The organism is Streptosporangium sp. NPDC003464, from assembly GCF_053588315.1.
The window spans coordinates 11,986-33,566 of the sequence record NZ_JBSFPS010000089.1 but is presented as its reverse complement, the minus strand read 5'-3'; the positions used below and the strand labels follow the sequence as shown (position 1 = coordinate 33,566).

The 21,581-nt window shown below is 67.6% G+C and carries 20 protein-coding genes, 1 tRNA gene and 3 pseudogenes; 7 read left to right on the top strand and 17 right to left on the bottom strand.

The window, feature by feature from the left end; all coding sequences use genetic code 11:
* The 3 genes from ACWDS7_RS20870 to ACWDS7_RS20860 form a co-directional block, all read right to left on the bottom strand.
* The coding region (locus tag ACWDS7_RS20870; RefSeq protein WP_451930609.1) for an acyl-CoA carboxylase subunit epsilon at positions 1 to 273 on the bottom strand (273 nt) is incomplete at its 3' end.
* Positions 274 to 548: 275 nt separating this feature from the next.
* Positions 549 to 893: an MmcQ/YjbR family DNA-binding protein gene (locus ACWDS7_RS20865; RefSeq protein ID WP_451930608.1), complete on the bottom strand. Its 345-nt coding sequence runs from the start codon at positions 891 to 893 to the stop codon at positions 549 to 551.
* Positions 894 to 934: 41 nt separating this feature from the next.
* Positions 935 to 3,010 (bottom strand): glycosyl hydrolase family 28-related protein, encoded by a 2,076-nt coding sequence (locus ACWDS7_RS20860; RefSeq protein ID WP_451930607.1) that lies wholly within the window; start codon positions 3,008 to 3,010, stop codon positions 935 to 937.
* Positions 3,011 to 3,455: 445 nt separating this feature from the next.
* On the opposite strand from ACWDS7_RS20860, the gene ACWDS7_RS20855 reads away from it, so the two are divergent.
* Positions 3,456 to 4,139, top strand: coding sequence for a pentapeptide repeat-containing protein (locus tag ACWDS7_RS20855; RefSeq protein WP_451930606.1), 684 nt, complete (start codon positions 3,456 to 3,458; stop codon positions 4,137 to 4,139).
* 134 nt (positions 4,140 to 4,273) lie between these two features.
* Here ACWDS7_RS20855 and ACWDS7_RS20850 read toward each other — a convergent pair whose 3' ends face one another.
* The 4 genes from ACWDS7_RS20850 to ACWDS7_RS20835 form a co-directional block, all read right to left on the bottom strand.
* Positions 4,274 to 4,510, bottom strand: a complete 237-nt coding sequence (locus tag ACWDS7_RS20850; RefSeq protein ID WP_306867048.1) for a hypothetical protein — start codon at positions 4,508 to 4,510, stop codon at positions 4,274 to 4,276.
* Positions 4,511 to 4,571: 61 nt separating this feature from the next.
* Positions 4,572 to 4,703, bottom strand: a complete 132-nt coding sequence (locus ACWDS7_RS20845) for a hypothetical protein (protein ID WP_451930605.1) — start codon at positions 4,701 to 4,703, stop codon at positions 4,572 to 4,574.
* A gap of 445 nt (positions 4,704 to 5,148) precedes the next feature.
* Complete coding sequence (locus tag ACWDS7_RS20840; protein WP_306867041.1) at positions 5,149 to 5,487, bottom strand: helix-turn-helix domain-containing protein; 339 nt, start codon at positions 5,485 to 5,487, stop codon at positions 5,149 to 5,151.
* Positions 5,484 to 5,846: a type II toxin-antitoxin system RelE/ParE family toxin gene (locus ACWDS7_RS20835; protein ID WP_306867038.1), complete on the bottom strand. Its 363-nt coding sequence runs from the start codon at positions 5,844 to 5,846 to the stop codon at positions 5,484 to 5,486. Before ACWDS7_RS20835 ends, ACWDS7_RS20840 begins: the two co-directional genes overlap by 4 nt.
* Before the next feature lie 383 nt (positions 5,847 to 6,229).
* On the opposite strand from ACWDS7_RS20835, the gene ACWDS7_RS20830 reads away from it, so the two are divergent.
* Together ACWDS7_RS20830 and ACWDS7_RS20825 are read left to right on the top strand one after the other, a co-directional pair.
* Complete coding sequence (locus tag ACWDS7_RS20830; protein WP_451930604.1) at positions 6,230 to 6,844, top strand: DUF6461 domain-containing protein; 615 nt, start codon at positions 6,230 to 6,232, stop codon at positions 6,842 to 6,844.
* A 513-nt stretch (positions 6,845 to 7,357) separates the two neighbouring features.
* Entirely contained in the window at positions 7,358 to 8,269 is a 912-nt protein-coding gene (locus tag ACWDS7_RS20825) for a sulfurtransferase (protein ID WP_451930603.1), read from the top strand.
* Between the two features lie 15 nt (positions 8,270 to 8,284).
* On the opposite strand, the pseudogene ACWDS7_RS20820 reads toward ACWDS7_RS20825, so the two are convergent.
* The 4 genes and pseudogenes from ACWDS7_RS20820 to ACWDS7_RS20805 all read right to left on the bottom strand — a co-directional run bounded on the left by ACWDS7_RS20820 (position 8,285) and on the right by ACWDS7_RS20805 (position 12,222).
* Positions 8,285 to 9,159 (bottom strand): annotated as a pseudogene (locus ACWDS7_RS20820) (IS5 family transposase).
* A gap of 221 nt (positions 9,160 to 9,380) precedes the next feature.
* Positions 9,381 to 10,514, bottom strand: a complete 1,134-nt coding sequence (locus tag ACWDS7_RS20815) for an IS630 family transposase (protein WP_451930602.1) — start codon at positions 10,512 to 10,514, stop codon at positions 9,381 to 9,383.
* A 50-nt stretch (positions 10,515 to 10,564) separates the two neighbouring features.
* Positions 10,565 to 10,831 (bottom strand): hypothetical protein, encoded by a 267-nt coding sequence (locus ACWDS7_RS20810; protein ID WP_451930601.1) that lies wholly within the window; start codon positions 10,829 to 10,831, stop codon positions 10,565 to 10,567.
* 153 nt (positions 10,832 to 10,984) lie between these two features.
* A pseudogene (locus tag ACWDS7_RS20805) lies at positions 10,985 to 12,222 on the bottom strand (IS701 family transposase).
* 548 nt (positions 12,223 to 12,770) lie between these two features.
* Between ACWDS7_RS20805 and ACWDS7_RS20800 the strand changes: the two are divergent.
* The 3 genes and pseudogenes from ACWDS7_RS20800 to ACWDS7_RS20790 all read left to right on the top strand — a co-directional run.
* Positions 12,771 to 13,109, top strand: a complete 339-nt coding sequence (locus ACWDS7_RS20800) for a hypothetical protein (RefSeq protein WP_451930600.1) — start codon at positions 12,771 to 12,773, stop codon at positions 13,107 to 13,109.
* A 1,142-nt stretch (positions 13,110 to 14,251) separates the two neighbouring features.
* Positions 14,252 to 14,671, top strand: a complete 420-nt coding sequence (locus ACWDS7_RS20795; protein WP_451930599.1) for a DUF6896 domain-containing protein — start codon at positions 14,252 to 14,254, stop codon at positions 14,669 to 14,671.
* Between the two features lie 70 nt (positions 14,672 to 14,741).
* A pseudogene (locus tag ACWDS7_RS20790) lies at positions 14,742 to 15,113 on the top strand (tyrosine-type recombinase/integrase); the annotation flags it as partial.
* Positions 15,114 to 15,244: 131 nt separating this feature from the next.
* Here ACWDS7_RS20790 and ACWDS7_RS20785 read toward each other — a convergent pair.
* The 6 genes from ACWDS7_RS20785 to ACWDS7_RS20760 all read right to left on the bottom strand — a co-directional run bounded on the left by ACWDS7_RS20785 (position 15,245) and on the right by ACWDS7_RS20760 (position 18,285).
* Positions 15,245 to 15,319, bottom strand: a tRNA-Val gene (locus ACWDS7_RS20785).
* 32 nt (positions 15,320 to 15,351) lie between these two features.
* Positions 15,352 to 16,299: an ROK family protein gene (locus ACWDS7_RS20780; RefSeq protein WP_306867022.1), complete on the bottom strand. Its 948-nt coding sequence runs from the start codon at positions 16,297 to 16,299 to the stop codon at positions 15,352 to 15,354.
* 111 nt (positions 16,300 to 16,410) lie between these two features.
* Positions 16,411 to 16,722, bottom strand: coding sequence for a hypothetical protein (locus ACWDS7_RS20775; protein ID WP_451930598.1), 312 nt, complete (start codon positions 16,720 to 16,722; stop codon positions 16,411 to 16,413).
* A 59-nt stretch (positions 16,723 to 16,781) separates the two neighbouring features.
* Positions 16,782 to 17,240 (bottom strand): peroxiredoxin, encoded by a 459-nt coding sequence (locus ACWDS7_RS20770; RefSeq protein WP_451930597.1) that lies wholly within the window; start codon positions 17,238 to 17,240, stop codon positions 16,782 to 16,784.
* 85 nt (positions 17,241 to 17,325) lie between these two features.
* Entirely contained in the window at positions 17,326 to 17,754 is a 429-nt protein-coding gene (locus ACWDS7_RS20765; RefSeq protein WP_306867013.1) for a DUF3052 domain-containing protein, read from the bottom strand.
* A gap of 123 nt (positions 17,755 to 17,877) precedes the next feature.
* Positions 17,878 to 18,285 (bottom strand): secondary thiamine-phosphate synthase enzyme YjbQ, encoded by a 408-nt coding sequence (locus ACWDS7_RS20760; RefSeq protein WP_451930596.1) that lies wholly within the window; start codon positions 18,283 to 18,285, stop codon positions 17,878 to 17,880.
* Positions 18,286 to 18,752: 467 nt separating this feature from the next.
* On the opposite strand from ACWDS7_RS20760, the gene aceE reads away from it, so the two are divergent.
* On the top strand, positions 18,753 to 21,500 hold the full coding sequence (gene aceE, locus ACWDS7_RS20755; RefSeq protein ID WP_370879706.1) for a pyruvate dehydrogenase (acetyl-transferring), homodimeric type: 2,748 nt from the start codon (positions 18,753 to 18,755) through the stop codon (positions 21,498 to 21,500).
* Positions 21,501 to 21,581: the final 81 nt, after the last annotated feature.

Here is a 21,581-nt window from a genome sequence, read left to right as displayed (position 1 = left end):
GACCACGCGGGGTGTCGTCAGCGGGCCCACGAAGGTCAACACTGGCTCTGCGGGTTCGATGCCGTAGTTCGTCGCGGTCATCAGCGCCGCCAGCTCCTCAGGCGTCGGATCGCCGCGTACGACTTCCAGGAACGGGATCTCGTCCACGCCGCACCTCCCGGTTGCGCCCTGCCACGAGAGTCGCCCCCGGACCCGGCCGGGCACAACTTCCTGGATGCGGACCCTCCGGCCTGCCGGGCGCGGACCCCCCGACGCCCTCCTGTGCGCGGACATCCCGGCGCCCTCTCGGGAGGGGGCATCCCGGTGCCTTCCGGGGCCCCGTGCCCGCCCGCCGGCCGCTCGTGTGCCGCGGAACACCCCGGCGGGACCCGACACGGTCCGGCGCTGTGAGGCCGGCGACGTCGAACAGCGCACCGCACGGCCTCACCCGGAGCCGCCGGGCGGCTCCCCGGCGCTGACCTCCAGCCTGTCGGTCCCGAGTGGGGTGAGGTAGGGTCTCCGCCCGCGGTGGGGACGGCCGCCGCACACCCCCGGCGCCAGCCGTACGGCTATCGCGCGGCCTCGTGGGCGGCGACCATCTGCTTGGGGGCGGTCAGGCACCACGCCTCGGTGACCAGCTCGAACAGCTCCTCCGCGTCGATCTTCGCGAGGTGGACCACGACCCAGCCGAACCGGCCCATGGTGAACTGGATCTCGAACACCTCCGGCCGCTCGGCCACCAGCGCGAGCTGCTCCTCGATCGTCGCCTTGAGCCCGACGGTCTCGGTCTCCTCCCACAGGTAGCCGAACCCCTTGCCCCGCACCTTCAGCGAGACCCAGTTGCCGCCGTCGCTCCGCGTGACCTCAGGCAGCCTGTCCAGCATCTCCAGGAACTCATCGACTCGCACGCCCATGACCCAACATGTACCAGAGCGCTCCGACACTTTCCCGCGCGTCACCATGGGGACGGCGCCGGCGGCGCGACGACCGGCGGACGGTCGTCGCAGGTGATGGTGTTCGGCAGCTCCCACGGGGCGAGCCAGGGACCGGTGGTGCCTCCCCCGTCGTTGCCACCCAGGTCCGTCAGCGAGAACTCCGAACCGGTGGGCGGGAAGTTGAACGACCCGCAGTTGTTGACGCCGACCGCGCCGACGTTGCGGGCGTCCACGTTCTCGAAGGACGCCGCCCCCTTCACGCGAGCGCTGACCACCGAGGTCCCCGTGCCGTCGACCCTGATGTCCTTGAAGCGGACGTTCGGGATCGAGTACAGGTCCTTCACCGACCACTCGCTGACCATCATGATCGCGTTGTAGGTGCTGTCGAGGTAGTGGTCCCCGGTCACCTGGATGTCCGCGTCGATGTTCTTGTCCAGCGCGTAGAACCAGATGGATCCCAGGCCGATCTTCCAGTTCAGCTCGTAGGTGCCGGCACGGACCGTGGTGTTGCCGGTGATCCGCAGCTTCCCGGTGAACGGCTCGGCGCCGAAGCGGGACCCGACGTGGATGGCGCTGCCCTCACGGACCGGGTCGGCGACGAGGTTGTTCGAGACGGTGTTGTCCGTGCCGCCGTAGACGGCGATGCCGTTCGCGAGAACCGGCGTCTGCACGGTGTTGTGGTCGAAGGTGTTGCCGGCGTTCGCGGTCTTCTCGGACCACATGGCGAGGCCGTCGTCACCGGTGTTGCGGACGAAGTTGTTCGACACGACCGAGTCGGTGACTCCGGTGTGGAAGTTGAGCGCGTCGGCGATCTGGTCGACGATGACGCTGTCCGTGATCCGCAGGCCGGTCATCGGTCCGTCGAACCACATGCCCACCTTGGTGTGGCGGATGTGGAGGCCGTCGATGGTCGAGTCGCTCATCGCCCCGCCGATCCCGTTCACCTGGTCGGTGTCGACGCGCTCGCGGACGTCGCCCTCGATCGCGAAGCCGGACAGGTGGACGTTGCGGCTGCCGCCGTCCTCCGCCTCCTTGCCGTAGAAGCCGACACCGGTGTGCACCGAGCCGTCGGGGGCCGGTGTGTCGAGGGTGACCTCGCGGCCCTTGATGATCGTGTACCAGCTGCTGGCGCCCTCGATCGTCACGTTGTCGACGATGATGTGGCGGTTCACCTGGTAGGTGCCCGGCGGGAGGTAGACCTTGAGGTGCTTGCGCCGCGCGAAGGCGATCGCCCTGTCGAACGCGGTGGCGGAGTCGCGCCTGCCGGACGGGTCGGCGCCGAACGTCAGCACGTTCGCCGCGACGAGGTCGACGTGCGGCCGGCCGACGAGCTGCGAGTCGAGCAGGTCGATGACCGTCCACGCGGCGTTGCCCCCGGTGGGGACCGTGAGCCGCACCTTGTCACCCGCGCGGTGGGTCCGGCCGAGCAGCAGTCGCTGCTCGTCGTAGAAGTGGCTCGGGCGGAACGGCGTCGTGATCACCGGAGGCGGCGTCGTGGCGGCGGGCACACAGGCGCACTCGGTGATCCACCAGTCCGGGTGCAGCAGCCCGGCGTCCGGGTCGTTCGAGAACGGATACTGGTTGTACAGCCACGCGTACTGCGACGTGAGGGTCATGGTCTTCTTGCCCCCACCGTTCACCGTGACAGCGAGTGGCGCGGTGATGCCGCCGCCGTTGGGCGCGTCCGGGATGCTGTAGCGCACGGTGATCGCGTTGGCCGCGCTCGGCAGGGTGAACTCGACGTACTGTCCCGGCGTCAGCTTGACCGCCTTACGGCCGGACGCCTCCGCCGGCAGCGTGTACGCGGAGCGGTCCGGCCCGATGACCGTGCCGTCCGTCGCGGCGTTCTCCGCCTCCTGCTCGGCGAAGTCGACGTCGGCGCCCCGGCCCGCGACGAGCGACGGATCGAGGCCGGCGCGTGTCACGACGGGGGTCGAAGTGCCGGTCGCGCCGGTGCCGGCAGGGGTCGAAGTGCCGGTCGCGCCGGTGCCGGCAAGGGCCGTGCCGCCGGGCACGACGCCGAGACCCAAGGTGGCGGTCACCGCCGCGACCGCGGCCGCGGCCCTCCACGACGGCCTGCCGGACCACCTCGCCACAGCTCCTGCGCTGCTCCGTGACATCGAATGCTCGTTTCTCTCGGGGGGTGAACACCTGAAGACGCTCGGGGCTGAGCGGACGCCATGAGGTGAGGTGACATTAGGTCCCCCGCGCCGCACTCCACAAGCCTCCTGCGAAATAGTTTCGTAATCTTGCTGTACAAGTGCTGCTGTAACTTTTGTTCTTGCATGGATAGCGTGAGTCTTTGCGACTCTCCCGTAGCGCGCGACCTTCCGTAGCACGTGACCTCCCGCAGCGCGTGACCTCCCGCGACACGGAGCGAGCGCTTCACCGGCGGCACGGCCCCGATGTCTGATCGGAAGGTGAGGCCCCCGGCCTGTTTCGCGCGGCAGCGCGTCGGAGTCCCCGTCGAGGCCGGAGCGGCCCGCCCGTACGCGACGTGATCCGACGCGCCGCCCGGCCGCCGGGGCTAAGCTCCGCCTCATGTCTTCCCGTTCCCCTCACCGCCGGCCGGAACGGCTGAAAGAGCCGGCCGCGCCCAAGCTGCCCGCCTCGCTCACCGTCGCGCGGCTCCCGGAGCACGGCATCGAGGACGACGCCGCCTATCGGTCGATGGAGTTCAAGGGCGTCGAGCTGTCCCCTCGGCATGTGGACGCGGCCGATTTCGAGGGCTGCCGCTTCGTCGGCACGAGGTTCTCCGGCACGCGGATGCGCCAGGCGGGGTTCACCGACGTGGAGCTGGAGCACTGTGATCTGTCGAACATGAGAGCCACGACCTCGGCGATGCACCGCGCTCGGGCGTCCGGGAGCCGGTTGACCGGCATGGCCTGGTCGGAGTGCGCGTTCCGAGACGTGGTGTTCGACACCTGCCGCGCCGATCTGGCGGGTTTCAGGTTCTCGACCTTCAAGAACACCGTCTTCCGCGACTGCACCATGCTGGAGGCCAACTTCCAGAACGCCGACCTGCGGGGAGTCAGGTTCGAGCGCTGCGACCTGACGGGGGCCCAGTTCTCCAACGCGCAGATGGACGGCACACGCTTCGCCGACTGCGTGTTGCTGGGGATCGGCGGCGTGGCCGGCCTCAGAGGCTCGATCGTCAAGAGCCGGGACGCGCAAGGGCTGGTCTACGCCCTGGCGGGCGCGATGGGGATCACCATCGAGGATTAGACCGTGTCCCTGGCGAGGGTCTCACCACGCCGTCCCTGGCGAGCGCCTCACCAGACCGGTTCACACGGTCAGGTGACGGTGGCAGAGCCCCACGGGGCGGTCCGCCGGCTCCCCGGCCGCCCGAGCATGAGGGGTCAGTCGCTGACGGGGGTGTGCAGGACCGGGATGTGGCTGTAGTCCTCACCGTCGATCTTGGTGATGTCGTCCGCGGCGACCCACCGCTCGGCGACGTGGCGCCGGTAGCCGTCAGCCTCGTCCCAGTAGATCAGGGCGAGCCACCGGGCTTCGCCACGGCGCCAGGCTCTCAGCCATGCTGCGCGGGAGCCGTACACCACCAGAGGAGAGCGAGGCGGGACAGGTGCGGCGGACACGAGATGAGGCTACGGGCGAGGGCCGACAGATCAGCGAGGGGTCATGAGGCTCAGCGAGGGGTCATGGGGCGAGGAGGTCGGAGCGGAAGCCGGCCACCAGCAGCAGGGCCGCCATGATGTCGATGACAGCGTGCAGCCGGTCCGCGGACGATGCGAGGCGCTCGGGTCCTGCGATATCCAGCAGGACCGACACGCCGGCCGGGCCGCGCCATCACGGAGTCGGACCCGTGGTTCCCGGATCGGCCCTCCCGGGCGCTCCGGCCACGGACCGCCGAGTCCGGCCCTTTCTCGCCAGCAGTCCGGCCACCTCGGTCAACCCGCTTGAAGCTGACGGCGACGCTCCCGAAACGCTCCCGATCGGGAGGCGGGCGTCTTCACGCAGGACCCGCAGACGGGCCTGACCTGGGTGGGCACTACTGGGTTCGAATCAGTGACATCTCGCCTGCAAGGCCGTCCGAGCAGGGGCGCGGCCAAAGCGGACATCGGCGCTGGCCTAGGCGCACGGTCCACCGTTGTCCGGCGTCGTTGTCACCCGATTGGTCACTCGAGTACGACACGCGGCCAAACGGCGCAGCAGCAGCGCAAACGCCTACAAGGAGAGAAGAACACGGAAACCACGGCATCCATCATGGACACGATCACCCAGTACGGCGACCGCGAGGCATGTCAAGCACCATGGCCGAGTCGCCGAAGTCAGCCACGATCTTGAGCTGACCTCCGAGCGCCGTTACGTAAGCGGCCAAGGTGGCCACTTCGCTGATCACTCCACTCTCTATCTGTGAGATGCGGGCCTGTGACACGCCCATCGCCTGAGCGACATCCTCCTGCCGCAGGCCGAGCTTGCGTCTGGCTTCAGCGAGCTGGTAGGCGCGCTGGCGGGCTACGAGCCCATCACGGAGTTGGGCAATCTCCGGCTCATCGCTGGGCTGGACAAGCTCAGCACGCAGTTCCTCCCATGTCACCGCCTGATCGCTCATTGCTCCCTCTCCTCGATGTATCGAGCAAAACGCACCTCTGCCGCTTTGATCGCCACGTCATACCAACCGCTCCAGTCGCCGGACTTGTCTCCGGCGACCAGGAACACGGCTTGACGCCAAGGGTCGAAAACAAAGAGCAGCCGCACCTCGCTCCGCCCGCTGGATCCAGGTCTCAGCTCCTTGAGGTTACGGATGGTCGACCCTTGAAGCGTGTCCACCAAGGGCCGCCCCAGACCGGGCCCTTCCTCGGCGACCCGGTCCAAGGCCGCAGCGATCAACAAGAGTGTCTGCCGATCCACCTTCCGTAACTCGTGAAGCCAGTCACGGACCTCTGGAACGATCATTATCTGCCAGTTCACTCCATCATAATAAATTTCTTATGTTGATCCAAGAGGAGCTTTGGCAACTCAGCGTATTGCCAGCGTCACAAAAGCCCCTCTCTCCCTGGCGTGGAGATCTTGAGGCATGGCTCACAAGGGGACCAGCGGGAGAACCTCGCCGGAGTCACCCACGTGGTCGGATGCCCCAGGGTGGGGATGCGATCGGACGGGGTCTCGACCTGGGCAGATACTTGCCCTGACCTGCGATTACAGTCCTTGGTCATCCACCGGTGCCCGACCCCGTCCGTGGTCGTTGTCACTCAGTTGGTCACTCACGCCCATGTCTCCGAGACACTGCGAGCAATGCCCTCCCTGTCGGTGACTGCTGCCATCGTCACACGTAACCGATCAAGGGAGAGACAGTGGCGGACACGCACGAAGAATTCGGCTGGCTCGCGAAGCACGGCCCGTTCTGTCACGTCTCCTGCATCACCTTCGCCCGATCCTTCAGCCCTCGCGAGGCGTTGATGCGTCTCGGCGCAGACAGCAGTGGGATCGAAGAGGTGACCTTTGAAAAGCACCAGGAACGAACGATGGAGTACATCGATTCGGACAACATGCGCACCAGCTACGTGGGCGCGCTGGAGATGAAAGGCTGGACTGTGCTGATCCAGCTCTGGACCGGATCGATCGGCCTTAACAGACTCCTACTACGCAGCCTCTCCCGGTCGACCGAGGTCGTGTCGATCCATCGCAACGTCCATGCCACGGACTATTTCGTCTACGCGATCGACGGCGAACAGGTCACATGCTTCGACCAGCTGGTTCCTGACACACGCTGGGGCAGTGATCCAGACCGCCTGATCAGCAAAATGCGCGAAGTCGGCTTGTCCTGGGAGGGGCCCGGCGTCGGTGCCCCCTTTCCACGGTCCTCCTTTCCACGGTCCTTCGCCCTGACGAAGAAGATCACCGGCTTCTCTTTCTCCGAAGACATACTGAACACACGATTCCTCGGAGCCGCAGTCCGTGACCGGTGACTGGTTTTTCAGCCATGCAGTCGGCCGCAGTGGCAGGCACGGAGATCAGGCACTCATGGGGGAGCGAGTCAGCGGCTCGCGCACTTGGAGAACATCGACGTGGTGCTTGAGCCGGGCCAGGACCACACGGGCGCGTTGAGTGGTGAGATCGAGCGACATGTCCAGCATCCGTGACGCCGCGTTCGCCGCGTCCTCAGGTTCGTTGGCGTCTGCGAAGCCGACGGCAAGCCAGGATGGGTACAGCGCGACTTTCCGTGGCGTGTCAGAACATCACTGAGCAGGAGCCTGACCAGTCCCGACCGGGCGTACGGTCCCCGGAGATCACGGTGTCCGACCCTGTCCAGGGCCGTTGTCGCTCAGTACGAACAGGCGTTCGATAAGGTGCCGCTCACCGCACGACAGCCGGTATCCACACTCCGAGGGACCCTCCAGGGCCGATCTCTGTGGTCATATGCGATAGAGCACGGAGGTGCTCATGGGATGCCGCCAACACCGCCAACGGGGAGAATCACTGTGGAGAAACTGCTCGTCTCGTGTGATGAGCTGGCCGGGTTGATCGGCGCACCGTCGGTCCGGATCGTCGACACGCGCTGGCCCGTGGGCGATGGTCCGGCCGGGCATAACCTGTATCGCCGCTCGCGCGTGCCCGGCGCCGTCTACCTCGGATTCGACGCCACCCAGGCGCCCGGCCCGCAGCCACCGGGCCGGGCCGCCCATCCCGCGACGCTCGCCGCCGCGCTCGCCGACCTCGGCGTCGGCACCGACACCACCCTGGTGGCCTACGACGACAATCACCAGTTCACTGCGGCGCGGCTGGTATGGCTGATGCGGGCTCACGGCTTCGAGCGGTCGTTCCGCCTCGACGGCGGATGGCCCGCCTGGCTGCGGTCAGGTGGGCCCGTGGAGACCGGGCCGACCTCCCGGCGGCTCTGCGTGACTCACCCGCCGCTCCTGAGTCAGACCGGCTCCGCCATCGCCGGTCTGAACGACCTGCTCGCGCACCAAGCGGGCGGCCTGCCCATCGCCGACTGCCGCCGCGACTCCAGTTGGGCGGAGCAGCCGCAGCTCATCCCGGGCGCGACGAGACTGCCGATGCGCATGCTCGTCGACTCCTCGGGGCTGCACCATCCGCCGTCCCGCATCAGGTCGGTGGCCGCCGCAGCCGGGATCGACGTCAACACACCGGTCATCGCGTACTGCGGCGCGGCAATCTCCGCCCCGGCTGTTTGGCTCGCCCTGCGCGCAGCCGGCGTCACCGGGGTACGGGTGTACGACGGTTCCATCACGGAATGGATCGCCAGCGGCCGGCCTCTGACACCTGCGGCAGCGTGCCGCCCCGAGCACTCCCGAACGGCACAGCCTCGAACGGCCACACCCGCGGGCCGAGAAGGTGCAGGCGGGGCGCCAACGATCGAGGATCGCTAGGTTCTGTTTTGTGAATCATCTAAGCCAGAGCAGTAGGCAGGCGATGGTCACGGCCGATCGGTAGTGGGCGGCGAGCTTGTCGTAGCGGGTCGCGATGCCTTTGAAGTGCTTGAGCCGGTTGAAGCAGCGTTCGACGACGTTGCGCCGCTTGTAGCGGACCGGATCGAAGGCGCAGTGCCGGTGTCCGCGGCGGGCTCGCCCGGCCAGCTGGTCGGCGCGCTCGGGAATGGTCGCGCCGATCTTGCGTCGGCGCAGGTAGGTGCGGATGGCGCGGGAGCTGTGGCCCTTGTCGGCGATCACATATTCGGGCCGGGTGCGCGGCCGGCTGACGCCGGGGCGGGGCACCCGGATGGCCTCCATCACGGCGGTGAACTGGGTGCAGTCGTTGACGTTGCCGCCGGTGAGCACGGACGCCAGGGGCAGGCCGCGCCCGTCGACGGCCAGGTGGATCTTGGTGGCCGGTCCACCGCGCGAGCGCCCGAGCGCCTGTCGGCCCTGATGGATCTGGGCTGGTTGCTGCCCGGGCGTCCCGTCACGGCTCCCCCTTCACGGGCTCCGGCCGCGTGCTGGTGGGCGCGCACGACGGTGGAGTCCACACAGATCACCGACCAGTCCACCTGGCCGGCAGCGTCGTCGTGGACCTGGACGTGTTCCAGGAGTCGGGCGAAGGTGCCGTCGGCCGACCAGCGGCGGAACCGCTGGTAGACGGTCTGCCAGGGGCCGTAGCGCTCGGGGATGTCGCGCCAGTCGGCGCCGGTGCGGATCTTCCAGACGATGCCGCCTGGTACCTGGCGGTGATCACGCCAGCGGCCACCGCGTTCAGGGTCGGCCGGCAGCAAGGGGGCGATGCGCGCCCAGGCGTCATCGGTCAGTTCATGGCGACGAACCATGTGTTCCATCCAGCCACATCATCGGTGCCGCGTCAGGCGAATCGGTCGGCGGCCGGGGAGTGTGAGGGGCCGGAAGGCCCCTCACCTGGGGTTTGGGGCGAAGCCCCAATCAGACACGGCCCGAGCGTGATGCGCGCGCAGCGCGAGGACCCAGCGAGGTCCAAGACGCGGGCCCGGCCATTCAACGTTCAGTGATCCACAAAACAGAACCTAGTGCCGTATCAGGCAACGTTTGCCCTGTCGACGACGGCGCGTAGACGCCGGTCGTCGGCATAGCGGTTTCGCCAGATGATGTAGCGGCGGATCATGCTGCCCTGCTCTTTGTGGGTGGCGTGGTCGGTGCCGTCCAGGGTGAAGTAGCGCAGCGCGGTGAACTGGGCCTCGATCCGGTTGAGCCAAGAACTGTTGGTCGGCGTATAGGCGATCTCCACGTTGTGGGCCGCGGCCCAGTCCCCGACCCGGCTGTCCCTCTCCGTGCTCAAGTGCGGCGAGTAGTTGTCGCAGACGATGGCGATACGGACCCCGGGCGGATACAGGCTGCGCAGGTAGCGGCAGAACTCCAGGAACCGGGTGCGCGTCTTGACCGGCTTGATGTGCCCGTACACCTTGTTCTTCCCCAGATCGTAGGCGGCGAACAGATGCCGTACCCCATGTGAGCGGGTGTAGGTGGCCCGGCGGCGCGGCCGGGGCTCACGGTGAAGGTCCTTGTGTCGGCCGCCGCGCTCGGCCCATTGGCGGCCCGGATGAGGCTGGAGATTGAGCGGCCCGAACTCGTCCACGCAGAAAACGACCTCGGGCTCGCCCGCCTCGGCGATGACCTCGCCATCGGCGAGGGCGTACAGGTGCTCGACCCGGGCCTTCTTGACCGCGTAGTCCGGATCGCGGGAGCTCTTCCAAGTCTTCACCCGTTGAAAGGAGACGCCCTCCTCGCGGAGCAGGATGCGCAGGCCCTCGTGGCTGATGTCGTCGACCACCCCCTCGGCGACCAGGAAGTCGGCCAGTTTGGCCAGGCTCCAGGTCGAAAACGGCAGGCCGTGCTCGGCCGGCTGAGATTTGGCGATCTTCTTGACCTCGCGGCGCTCGGGCAGGGTGAAGGTCTTGGGCCGCCCGCCCCGGTACTTCGGCTGCAAGGAGCCGAAGCCGTCGGTGTTGAAGTTGTGGATCACATCGCGGACCCGGTCCGGGCTGGTGAAGGTCACCTCGGCGATCTTCGCCACCGGCATGCCCTGCGCCGACAGCAGCACCATCTGCGCGCGCCGCCAGGTCACCACCGACCCGGTTCCCCGGCGGATGATCTGTAGTAACCGCCGACCTTCGTCGTCATCGATCTGGCGGACCTGCACACGTTCAGCCACCTGATCATTCTGATGGTGACATGCCGTCGCAGTGCAGTGATCAGGGCATACTAGCCAGCACGACGACGGCGTAGTTCCTCAAGCCATTGGTGCACCTGCTCGTCATCATGCAGGAGGTCTCCGTCCGGGCCATGGGCCAGATCGATTCCGTGCAGGAGGTGCAGCGCCCACCACGCCACGTCATCCCAGGCGAGATCGTCATCGGCAACCCAGCGTGCCGCCCAGCGGTCCGCCTCGTCCCGGCTCATCCGTCCGTCGAGAACCGCGATGAAACACTGCTCGATCTCCTCCAGCCCCGGCTGCTTGTCGCCATTCATGAGCTGACCGTACTTCGAACAGGGCGAACGTTGCCTGATGCGGCACTAGTAGTGCTTTGTTAAGTGGTTAGGGCGGCCGTTGGTGGCAGGTCGGGCATCGGCCTGTCCAGGCTGCCAGCAGCGCCTGCAGTTCTTTGAGGACCCGGTAGAGCGTCAGGCCGCCCCAACCGCTTTTGGGCTGCTCAAGCGCAGCTCGGTGCAGAACAGGTGCGCGGCGCTGACCAAGGTGACGTGCCGATGCCACCCGGTCCAGGAGCGGCCCTCGAAGTGGTCCAAACCCAGGCCAGCCTTCAGCTCGCGGTAGTCGTGCTCAATCCGCCAGCGGATCTTGGCCAAGGTGACCAGCTGCGCCGCCGGCGTGTCGGCGGGCAGGTTGGACAGCCAGTACGTGACCGGCGCGGACTCGCCGTCGGGCCATTGCGCGATCACCTGGCTGACCGGCAGCGAACCGTCATCGGCCAGGCGGGGCCTGCGGCCGGCCACCCGGACCGGCACGATCACAAACTGCGAGGTCAAACTGCCCTTGGAGCCGGCCCGCCAGGTCAGCGTCACCGCTGCGGCACGGCCCGCGGCCAGCACGTGCTCACGCAGGCTGACCGGCTTGGTGCGATAACGCGGCTGGGGATGCGGCCCCAACCCCGAGTAGGTGATCGTCTCGGGCTGGGCACGCACGCCATGGGCGGTGACCGCGCCTTTGACCTGCACCACATAGGCCAGGCCGCGCATCTGCAGGGCGGTGCGCAGGTGCGCGTTGTCGCCGTATCCGGTATCGGCCACCACCACCGGCGGCGCCAGGCCCCACCCCGCGAGTTCGTCGAGCATCTCCACGGCCATCTGCCATTTGGGGCGATGCCGCTCGCTGTCGGGGATGGCGCAGCGGGCGCGGCGCACGCCGGCCCGCTCGGCGCTGTGCGGATCGGCCGCCTGGCCCGCATCCCAGGACGCGGGCAGATACAGACGCCAGTTCAGCGGGCAGGAGGCGGTGTCGGTGACGGCGTGCACACTCACGCCGATCTGGCAGTTGCCGACCTTGCCAGTGTGCCGGAGTACTGCCGAGCCACACACGGTGAGGCGCTGCCGTTCTTGGGGAAGCCGGTGTCGTCGATCACCCACGCGCGCGGGATGATCACCTCGGCCGCGCGGACGGCCAGGCGCTGCCGTACCGCACGGAAGTCCCAAGTGGAGGAGGTGACGAACTGCTGCAGTCCCTGGTGATCCACGCCCAGCCGCTCGGCCATCGGCTGCATCGACTTGCGGCGACCGTCCAAAAGCAGTCCCCACAGGTAGGTCAGGCCCTTGACCCGCTGGTCGGAGCGGGACAAGGGGGTGAACACCTCAGTAGCGAACGTCTCCAGCCGCTGACGGATGTGAACGAGTTGTTCGGGGGTCACGCCCGGATCGAACCACCACTCGGCCAACCCGACCAGCCACAACAGGCTGACCTAACAAAGCACTACTAGAACCTCAGCGGCGGCCCACTGATGCCGGAGATGCGGGATTCGTGCCTCATCCTGCAACCAGCGTGCCACAGTCTTGACGTCCACCCCGCAATGGTCCGCGAGGCGCTGATCGCTTACTTTCGCGTCCAGCATTGCGCGACGCAAAGGGACATTAGCCACGATTCGCCTCGAAGGGTGAGGACGTCAGGGACGTTTTCGACTCTAACTTTGAAACGTCCTGGACGTCTGCCGAACGTGGTGCCTTCGTCACCCGAATCGAATGACGCTTACCCCATGTCAATCCCCGTGATTCTGGAAGATCTCCAGGCGGCCTTTCCCGGTTGGTGCATATGGCGAAGTTCCGCCGGCCGTTTGTGGGCTACCCGGAATGGTCGGCACCTCACGGACGAGGAGCTAGGCCGTGGTCTCTGCCAGACGATCGATGCCGATGACACCCCCGGCCTCGCCCAACAGCTCCGTGACCAGGAGGGGCGGGAGTCATGAGCGCCACCGAGAGGAGACGTATAGCCCGTCGATGCCCGGCCGCCCTGGCTGCCGAGCGACTGCGGATCGGCCTCGAACACTGCGGCGTCTCAGCCGATGTCCACGAGGGTTACGGTGTCGCCCTGGTCTCGGCGTGGACCGATCTTCTGGTCTGGACGGACGGGTTCGTCTACCGCTGGTGGACGGGGAAGATCTCGGAGAGGACAGGCCGCCGCTTGTACACAGCCTACGGCGTGGACAACCCGATCACCATCGCCCGCTACGTCGCTCACCGGTACGGAGAACTCCGGAAGACGTCCCCACGGTCTGATGACGTCGCGGAGCGTGCGTCGTGACTCTCCTTGGCGAGTGTCTGAGTCCACATGTGGCGACGCCGCAGCGAGATCACATCCGGCTGGATTGGCGACGGCCGTACCCGGCACTTACGCGGACGCGCTCGGTGGCCTGGACCTGCGAATGCCGGGTCATGATCTATGAGCTGTGTGAGGGCGGGGGCCGGGTGTTCCTCCGGCGAACCGTCCAGCTCGACGGCGGCCCCCAGGTCCATGAGACACCGGCCTGGCCGATCAGCGAAGCTCGGGTGGTCTGGACGGCGTTGCTGTCCGGAAGAGCCCGGTAAGACGGGCGTGGCGGCGTGGGATCTGGAGGGACGGCGCCGCCATGCCTCACCCCTCATCTGATCCGCCCTCGACGGGCTGCCGAAGTCTCTGGCGAACTCGTCGGAGACGTACAGCGCCTCGATTCTCATCCTCGATTCCGAGATTCATCCGCCGCTTGAGGATGTACTGAACGATTTCTCCAAGCGGCGCGTCCCGCGATTTTCTCCATGACTTCGGGCGCTTTGCCATAAGACGATCCTCGGCAGCCTCCTCAGCCGCTTCGTCAACCACCCCTGTGGCCGCGTCGAGAACCTGGCTCGCTCGCCGCCGATTCGCGCGGTGAGGCGCCCTCTTATTCCGCGAAATATTCTTGCGGGAGCTCTTGTCGTTCTCACCGTAGTCGTTGCGCCGGTCCTTGGCGTAACTCAGCCATTTCTTCTCCTGCGGACTCCTACGCTTCACCAGTCGCCCTCCACGCCACCTGACACTCCATTGATCACAAAGGTAAACGGACTCCACCTTGGCGTCGACTGGATACTTTTGCACCTCCCAGGCGCCAGCCCACACCCCGCTCGCCCTGATCTTCTCGTCTGCCGTCGCCCACCCCGGAGGGGCAGCGGGCCGGGGACGGAAGGGCAAGCTCGGCGTCGTGTGTCCATGTTCCCGGTGACCTTCCTCGCGCGCCGGTTGGCCTGCGTGCACGGCCGGGCTTGCGCCGGAGGAGTCGGTCTGCTGGGCTCTGCCTGGGCGATGGCGGGCGGGACGATCAGAGCCACCACCTCAGCCCGCTACGGGTTGGCCGTGTCGTGGATCATCTCGGTGCCGGAGCCCCCGCCGGAGGCGGAATGGCTCCTCCCAATGGATGAGGGAGATCGCTTGTGAACGCTGTCGAACTGGTGCGGGCGTTCACGGCCCGTGTCGACGAACTGTCACGGCACGTCGGAACCGGTATGGCGGACCAGACTGGTGGAGATGACCTGTGGGCTCTTCATCGGGCCGTTGTTCAACGTCGCGCTCCCCGGATCTGGCAGCTTCCCAGTGGCGTGCATTATCGCGTGCATGGGATCGGCTGCTGCATGACGACCGCTTCCCCCGAGCGGAGAGTCGTTGACGTCGACCTTGGACCTCGACCAGGAGTGCTCATCTTCGATGTCTGGAGGGTGGAAGTGTTCGCAAGGTCTATGGGGCATGGGCGTCTGCCTCGCGAAACCTTCGTCTCTGCTCTGTGGGACCTGGCCGACGAGGGATCCATCACGCTGATCGACCAGCAATGGAATTGGTACGCCGTAGAGCTCTGATTGCCCAGGGAGCGGAGACGGCCGGCGCAATGCCGAAGGCATCCCGAGGGGGCCGCGAAGCGGTTGGCCTATGGTCGCAGTGGCAGGCGGCAGCGCGCACCACGGCAGCGGGTCCGTTCGGTGCGGCGGGCGCCCGGTACGGCAGGACGGGGCGGAGCTGCTGCCGGCCGGGACCGGCCGGAGAACCGCATGCCCGGCTGACGGGCAGGCGCAGCCCCGCCAGCGGCAGCGCGGAGCGCTGCCACCTCGAAGGGGGACCCCCATGAGCGCGGGCAACGTACGGCGGGACGTACGGAAGATCATCGAGAAGGCGGGGCTCCGGGGCACCGACTGGACTCCCCGCGAGATGCGGCACAGCTCCGTCTCGCTGCTGTCGGACTCGGGCGTCCCCATCGAGGACATCTCGCGGCTCGTCGGCCACCGGAACACGGTGGTCACCGAGACCGTCTACAGGAAGCAGATCCGCCCCGTGCTCATGCAAGGCGCAGAGGCGATGGACGACATCTTCGGGAGCTGGTCACCCAGTTGGTCACTCACGCCCCGTTCCGAAGATCAGGAACGGGGCGTTTCTACTGGTGGGCACTACTGGGTTCGAACCAGTGACATCTCGCTTGTAAGGCGAGCGCTCTACCGCTGAGCTAAGCGCCCCGGGGATCCCGTCCGGCAGACGGGATAACACCTTACGCCACGCGGGGGGATTTCAGCACATCCAACGACCATGTGGCGCCGGCGTCGGGGATTCCGGCGGCGCGCCAGCCGAGGAGGGCCGCGCCGAGCATGCCCGCGTTGACGCCCAGGGCGGCCGGGCGGAGGGGCGGGGCGTCGCGGAAGGTCAGACGGCCGCGGAGGCGCTCGGCCAGCGGGTCGGACAGGAGGGGGCCCGCTTCGGCCAGGCCGCCGCCCAGGACGATCGCGGAGGGGTCCAGCAGCAGCGTGTAGGTGGCCAGGGCGAGGGACAGGGCCTCGACCGCCTCCCCCCACACCTCCACGGCCAGCGGGTCGCCTGAGACGGTCAGCGCGGCGACCTGTTCGGCCGTGGCGGGTGAGGCGGCCCGGGCGGAGTAGCGGCGGCCCACCGCGGAGGCCGAGGCGTAGGTCTCCAGGCAGCCGATCTGGCCGCAGGCGCACACCTCCCCGGCGGGGAAGACCGGGATGTGACCGATCTCACCGCCCCATCCGGCGGTCCCGCCGTACGGCTCGCCGCCGAGGATCACGGCACCGGCGATGCCCGTCCCGATGGGCAGGAAGAGGAAGTCGGAGACCTCGCGGCCGGCGCCGAGCACGCTCTCGGCCAGGCCGCCGGTGCGCACGTCGTGGCCGAGCATGACGGGCACGTCGAGCGGGACGAAGTCCGCGGCCGGGACGTCGCGCCAGCCGATGTTGGCGGAGTAGAGCGCCGTGTCGGCGGTGACGAGGCCCGGCACGGCCAGGCCGACCCCCGCCGGGGCGCCGCCGCCCGCGGCGGCGAGGTCGTCGATGAAGGACCGGATCGTCCCGACGACGGCGGCGGGTCCTTCGTCGCGCGGGGTCGCCCGGCGGTCGGTGAGAACGACCTCGCCCGAGCGGGTGACGAGACCGCCCTTCATCGAGGTGCCGCCGACGTCAAGGGCCACAACGAAGGAGCTCATGCACGCATCCAGCAGGTCGAAGGGGCGGGGCCGAGCCCGACCCTAGCGCATGGGAAGAACGACAGATCACTCCCCAAGCTCATAAATGCACTTAAAGCCGATTTATGAGCATTAATGAACCCGGCCCAGGACACGGTTCAGCGCGGCCTCGACCTCGTCCGACAGGCCGGGCGCGCAGGACTCGGCGAGCTGCTCACCGGCCCGGGCCAGCCGTACCGCCCCGCAGGAGCGGCACTCCACCTCGCCGAGCCGGCAGATGAGCGCCATGGATCCGCACCCGGAGCACGTGTCGAGGTCGAGGTCGTGCGTGCGCTGGCAGTCCGGGCAGATGAGCACCTGCGTCTCGTGGCGCACCCCGCGCTTCCACGGGCTGGCGCCACGGACCGGATCGGTCTGCCTGGCCCCGCAGGAGAAGCAGGGCATGATCGCCTCCGGAAGGTCGAGACCGGCGGACGCCTCATGAGCGTCCGCCGGATCACCGCTCAGGAAAGTTCGGCGAGCACCTTGCGGTACTCGGCGATGTCGCGTGCCACCGGGATCGGGTTCACGACACTCCAGCGGACCACGCCCTCGCCGTCGATGATGAAGGTGCCCCGTGTGGCGAGCCCCTTCTCCTCATCGAACACACCGTACGCCTGGGCGACCTGTCCGTGCGGCCAGAAGTCGGAGAGCAGGGGGAAGGTGTAGCCCTCCTGGTCCGCCCAGGCCCGATGGGTGAACATCGAGTCGACCGAGACGGTCACCACCTGGACGTCCTCGGGCGCGGTGGCGATGAACTCGTCGCGGATCGCGCAGAGCTCACCGTGACAGACGCCGCTGAACGCGAGGGGATAGAAGATCAGCACGACCTTTTTACCCCGGTAGTCCGAGAGCTTGACCGGAGCGCCGTGCTGATCCTTCAGCTCGAAGTCCGGAGCCGGGGCCCCCACCTCGACTGCCATGTCCACAGGTCCTTTCATCGGATGACGGGCAAGCGTCATCATCCTGCCGTACGGCTCGCGCGAGCCGTACGGCAGGGCGGGACCCTCAGCGGCGCGCCCGAGGCGTGGCCAGCCTCGTCCCCGACCAGTCGGGGGCGGCACTGATGCTGCTGGTCTGCGACAGACCCGCCGTCGTGGAGTCTTCCCCGATGTCGCTCGGCTCCACGTGCCCCTCCCGCCCCGCCTTGGGGGTGAGCAGCCAGATCTGGCCCCCCTCGCTCAGGTTGGTCAACACGCCGCTCAGGGCGTCGAACAGATCACCGTCGCCGTCGCGCCACCACAGCAGCACGATGTCGACGACGTCTTCGAAGTCCTCATCGACCAGTTCGTTGCCGGTCAGTTCCTCGATGGAGTCGCGCAGATCGTCATCGGCGTCCTCGTCCCATCCGATCTCCTGCACCACCTGACCCGGCTTGAGACCGAGTCGTTCGGCCAGGCTGCGTTCGCCCTGCGCCTGACCCGCGGTCGCGCTCACGTTTGTCCCTCCTGCTTGAATGGCCCCGCGATTACACGGTGCTCAAAGTGCTTCGGCACAGTCCACACGCTGTGACCCTTAGTCGTCAACGGTCGCCACGGCAACGACTGGGCTACGTATGAATTAGTCCGACAAAAATGACAAACGGACCTGGCGTTCCCGATTGTCGATGTTGAGATCCACAACGGCGATGGACTGCCAGGTGCCCAGCGCGAGCCGCCCGGACAGGACCGGGACGGTTGCGTACGGAGGAATGAGAGCCGGCATGACATGCGACCGTCCATGCCCTCTGGATCCGTGCGCATGCCTCCATCTCTCGTCGGCCGGAAGCAGGTCCTGCAAGGCCGCGATCAGGTCGTCGTCACTGCCCGAGCCGAGCTCGATCAGCGCGATCCCCGCGGTCGCGTGCGGCACGAAGACGTTCAGCAGACCGTCTCCTCCGCACGACCGGACGAAGCTCTCGCACTCGGAGGTGATGTCGTGCACCCGCTCGCGGGAACCCGTTACCACCTCGATTGTCTGAGATCTCACATACCCGATCCTACGATCCATCCTGAGCTGGGACGACGACCACGCGCGGTCCGTGTGCCGCGGGACGGGCCGCACCCGCCGCCGGAGCGCGCCGCACACCCGGGCGGACCGGCCGCCACCCGCGTCGACGGCCTTTCTTCACCGGGCTCTTCACCAGGCGCGGAACCGGCACGGAACCAGCGAGAAACCGGGCACGGACCGAGCACGGACCGGCCGCGTACAGGGGCTCCCGGAGCCGCGCGGATCAGCCCCCAGAAGCCCTTGACCCGGGCCTCCAGAAAAAGGGGAGATGGATGTAACCTTTGGTGGCAATTCGTCCTACCATCGGTGGTCTAGGCCACATCTACCCCCCTGCCAGCAGGGACTTCCTGGTTACCGGTCAGTAGAGATGCACTTTCCGGGGTAAGAGACCAGGATGGAAGACGACCTACACCAGACAAAAGTCCATCCTCGGAAGGCGAGACCCAGTGGCTTCCGGACGCCAGCGTTTCTCGGTCATCAGCGACGGCCTACCCAGCCAGCTCCCTGATGTCGACCCCAGCGAGACCCAGGAGTGGCTCGAGTCGCTCGACAACGTCATCAAGACGGAAGGTCGCACTCGGGCCCGTTATTTGATGCTTCGCCTGTTGGAGCGGGCCCGCGAACACCAGGTCGGGGTCCCCGGCCTGCGCAGCACCGACTACATCAATACCATCCCCCCGGAGCGAGAGCCCTGGTTCCCTGGCGACGAATACGTCGAGCGCCGGATCCGCGCCTACATCCGGTGGAACGCGGCCGTCATGGTGACCCGGGCCAACGCCCGCACCAACGTCGGCGGCCACATCGCGACCTACGCCTCGGCCGCGTCACTCTACGAGGTGGGCTTCAACCACTTCTTCCGCGGCAAGGACCACGGCGAGTCCGGCGACCAGGTCTTCATCCAGGGCCACGCCGCGCCGGGCATCTACGCCAGGGCGTTCCTGGAGGGCCGCCTCAACGAGGGCCAGCTCGACGCCTTCCGGCAGGAGCTGTCGCACGGCTTCAAGGGCCTGCCCTCCTACCCGCACCCGCGCCTGATGCCGGACTTCTGGGAGTTCCCCACGGTCTCCATGGGCCTCGGCCCGATCGGCGCGATCTACCAGGCCCGGTTCAACCGCTACCTGCTGAACCGGAAGATCAAGGACACCAGCCGCAGCCACGTCTGGTGTTACCTCGGCGACGGCGAGATGGACGAGCCGGAGTCGCTCGGCGCGATCGGCCTGGCCGCCCGCGAGGAGCTCGACAACCTCACCTTCGTCATCAACTGCAACCTGCAGCGCCTCGACGGCCCCGTGCGCGGCAACGGAAAGATCATCCAGGAGCTGGAGTCCTACTTCCGGGGCGCCGGCTGGAACGTCATCAAGGTCGTCTGGGGCCGCGACTGGGACCCGCTGCTGGCGGCCGACGTCGACGGCGTGCTGGTCAACAAGATGAACACCGTCCCCGACGGTCAGTTCCAGACCTACTCCGTCGAGAGCGGCGAATACATCCGCGAGAACTTCTTCGGCGGCGACCCGCGCCTGCGCAAGATGGTCGAGCACCTGTCGGACGAGGACATCCGCAAGCTGTCGCGCGGCGGCCACGACTACCGCAAGGTCTACGCGGCCTACAAGGCGGCCCGCGAGCACGTCGGCCAGCCGACGGTCATCCTCGCCCAGACCATCAAGGGCTGGACGCTGGGCAAGGACTTCGAGGCGCGCAACGCGACGCACCAGATGAAGAAGATGTCCAAGGCCGACCTCAAGGAGTTCCGCGACCGGCTCTACCTGCCGATCCCCGACTCCGCGCTCGAGGGCGACCTGCCGCCCTACTTCCACCCGGGCGAGAACGACCCCGAGATCGAATACATGAAGGAGCGCCGCGCGGCCCTGGGCGGCTTCCTGCCCAAGCGCGTGGTCCGCGCCAAGCCGGTCAAGCTCCCCGGCGACGCCGCCTTCGCGCAGCTCAAGAAGGGCTCCGGCAAGCAGAACGTCGCCACCACCATGGCGTTCGTCCGCCTGCTGAAGGACCTCATGCGCGACAAGGAGATCGGCCACCGGTTCGTGCCGATCATCCCGGACGAGGCCCGCACCTTCGGTCTCGACGCGATCTTCCCGACCGCCAAGATCTACTCGCCGCACGGCCAGACCTACGACGCCGTGGACCGCGAGCTGCTGCTGTCCTACAAGGAGTCGACCGAGGGTCAGATCCTGCACGAGGGCATCAGCGAGTCGGGCTCGATGGCCTCGACGATCGCGGTGGGCTCGGCGTACGCCACGCACGGCGAGCACATGATCCCGATCTACATCTTCTACTCGATGTTCGGCTGGCAGCGCACCGCCGACCAGATGTGGCAGCTCGCCGACCAGATGGGCCGGGGCTTCCTGCTCGGCGCCACCGCCGGCCGCACCACCCTGAACGGTGAGGGCCTGCAGCACGAGGACGGTCACACCCCGCTGATCGCCTCGACGAACCCGGCGGCGGTCTCCTACGACCCGTCGTGGGGCTTCGAGGTGGCCCACATCATCAAGGACGGCCTGCGGAGGATGTACGGCGAGCAGCCGGAGAACGTCTTCTACTACCTGACCGTCTACAACGAGCCCTACCCGCAGCCGGCCGAGCCCGCCGACCTGGACGTGGAGGGCCTGCTCAAGGGCCTTTACCGGTTCGCCGCGGCGCCGGCCGCCGCGGGCCCGAAGGCCAACATCCTGGTATCGGGCGTCGCCGGTCCGTGGGCCATGGAGGCCCAGCGGATGCTGGCCGAGGAGTGGGGCGTGGCGGCCGAGGTGTGGTCGGCCACCTCCTGGGCGGAGCTGCGCCGCGAGGCGCTGGCCGCCGAGGAGCACAACATGCTCAACCCCGACGCCGAGCAGCGCGTGCCGTACGTGACCCAGGCGCTGTCGGCGGCCCAGGGGCCGTTCGTGGGCGTCAGCGACTACATGCGCGCGGTCCAGGACCAGATCGCCCAGTGGGTCCCGGGTGACTGGACCTCGCTCGGCACCGACGGCTTCGGCCTGTCGGACACCCGGTCGGCGCTGCGCCGCCACTTCCACGTGGACGCGGCCTCGATCACGCTCGCCGTGCTCACCCAGCTCGTCAAGCGGGGCGAGCTCGACTCCAGGGTGCTGAACGACGCGATCGCCAAGTACCACCTCAAGAACGGCGTCACCGAGGCAGGCGGCGCCGAGAGCAACGACACGCAGTCCATGGGGCTGTGATCCCTGCCGGGCGGGTCCCTTCTTTGGAAGGCCCCGCCCGGTTAGTGTTGAATCGCTTCCCCCGGCGAACGATCCGAGGGG

Excerpts from the sequence above, each read along its gene's own strand:
- ACWDS7_RS20865 (WP_451930608.1), bottom strand. The coding sequence starts at position 893 with ATGGGCGTGCGAGTCGATGAGTTCCTGGAGATGCTGGACAGGCTGCCT.
- ACWDS7_RS20855 (WP_451930606.1), top strand. The coding sequence starts at position 3,456 with ATGTCTTCCCGTTCCCCTCACCGCCGGCCGGAACGGCTGAAAGAGCCG.
- ACWDS7_RS20840 (WP_306867041.1), bottom strand. The coding sequence starts at position 5,487 with ATGAGCGATCAGGCGGTGACATGGGAGGAACTGCGTGCTGAGCTTGTC.
- ACWDS7_RS20810 (WP_451930601.1), bottom strand. The coding sequence starts at position 10,831 with ATGAATGGCGACAAGCAGCCGGGGCTGGAGGAGATCGAGCAGTGTTTC.
- ACWDS7_RS20800 (WP_451930600.1), top strand. The coding sequence starts at position 12,771 with ATGAGCGCCACCGAGAGGAGACGTATAGCCCGTCGATGCCCGGCCGCC.
- ACWDS7_RS20780 (WP_306867022.1), bottom strand. The coding sequence starts at position 16,299 with ATGAGCTCCTTCGTTGTGGCCCTTGACGTCGGCGGCACCTCGATGAAG.
- ACWDS7_RS20775 (WP_451930598.1), bottom strand. The coding sequence starts at position 16,722 with ATGCCCTGCTTCTCCTGCGGGGCCAGGCAGACCGATCCGGTCCGTGGC.
- ACWDS7_RS20770 (WP_451930597.1), bottom strand. The coding sequence starts at position 17,240 with ATGGCAGTCGAGGTGGGGGCCCCGGCTCCGGACTTCGAGCTGAAGGAT.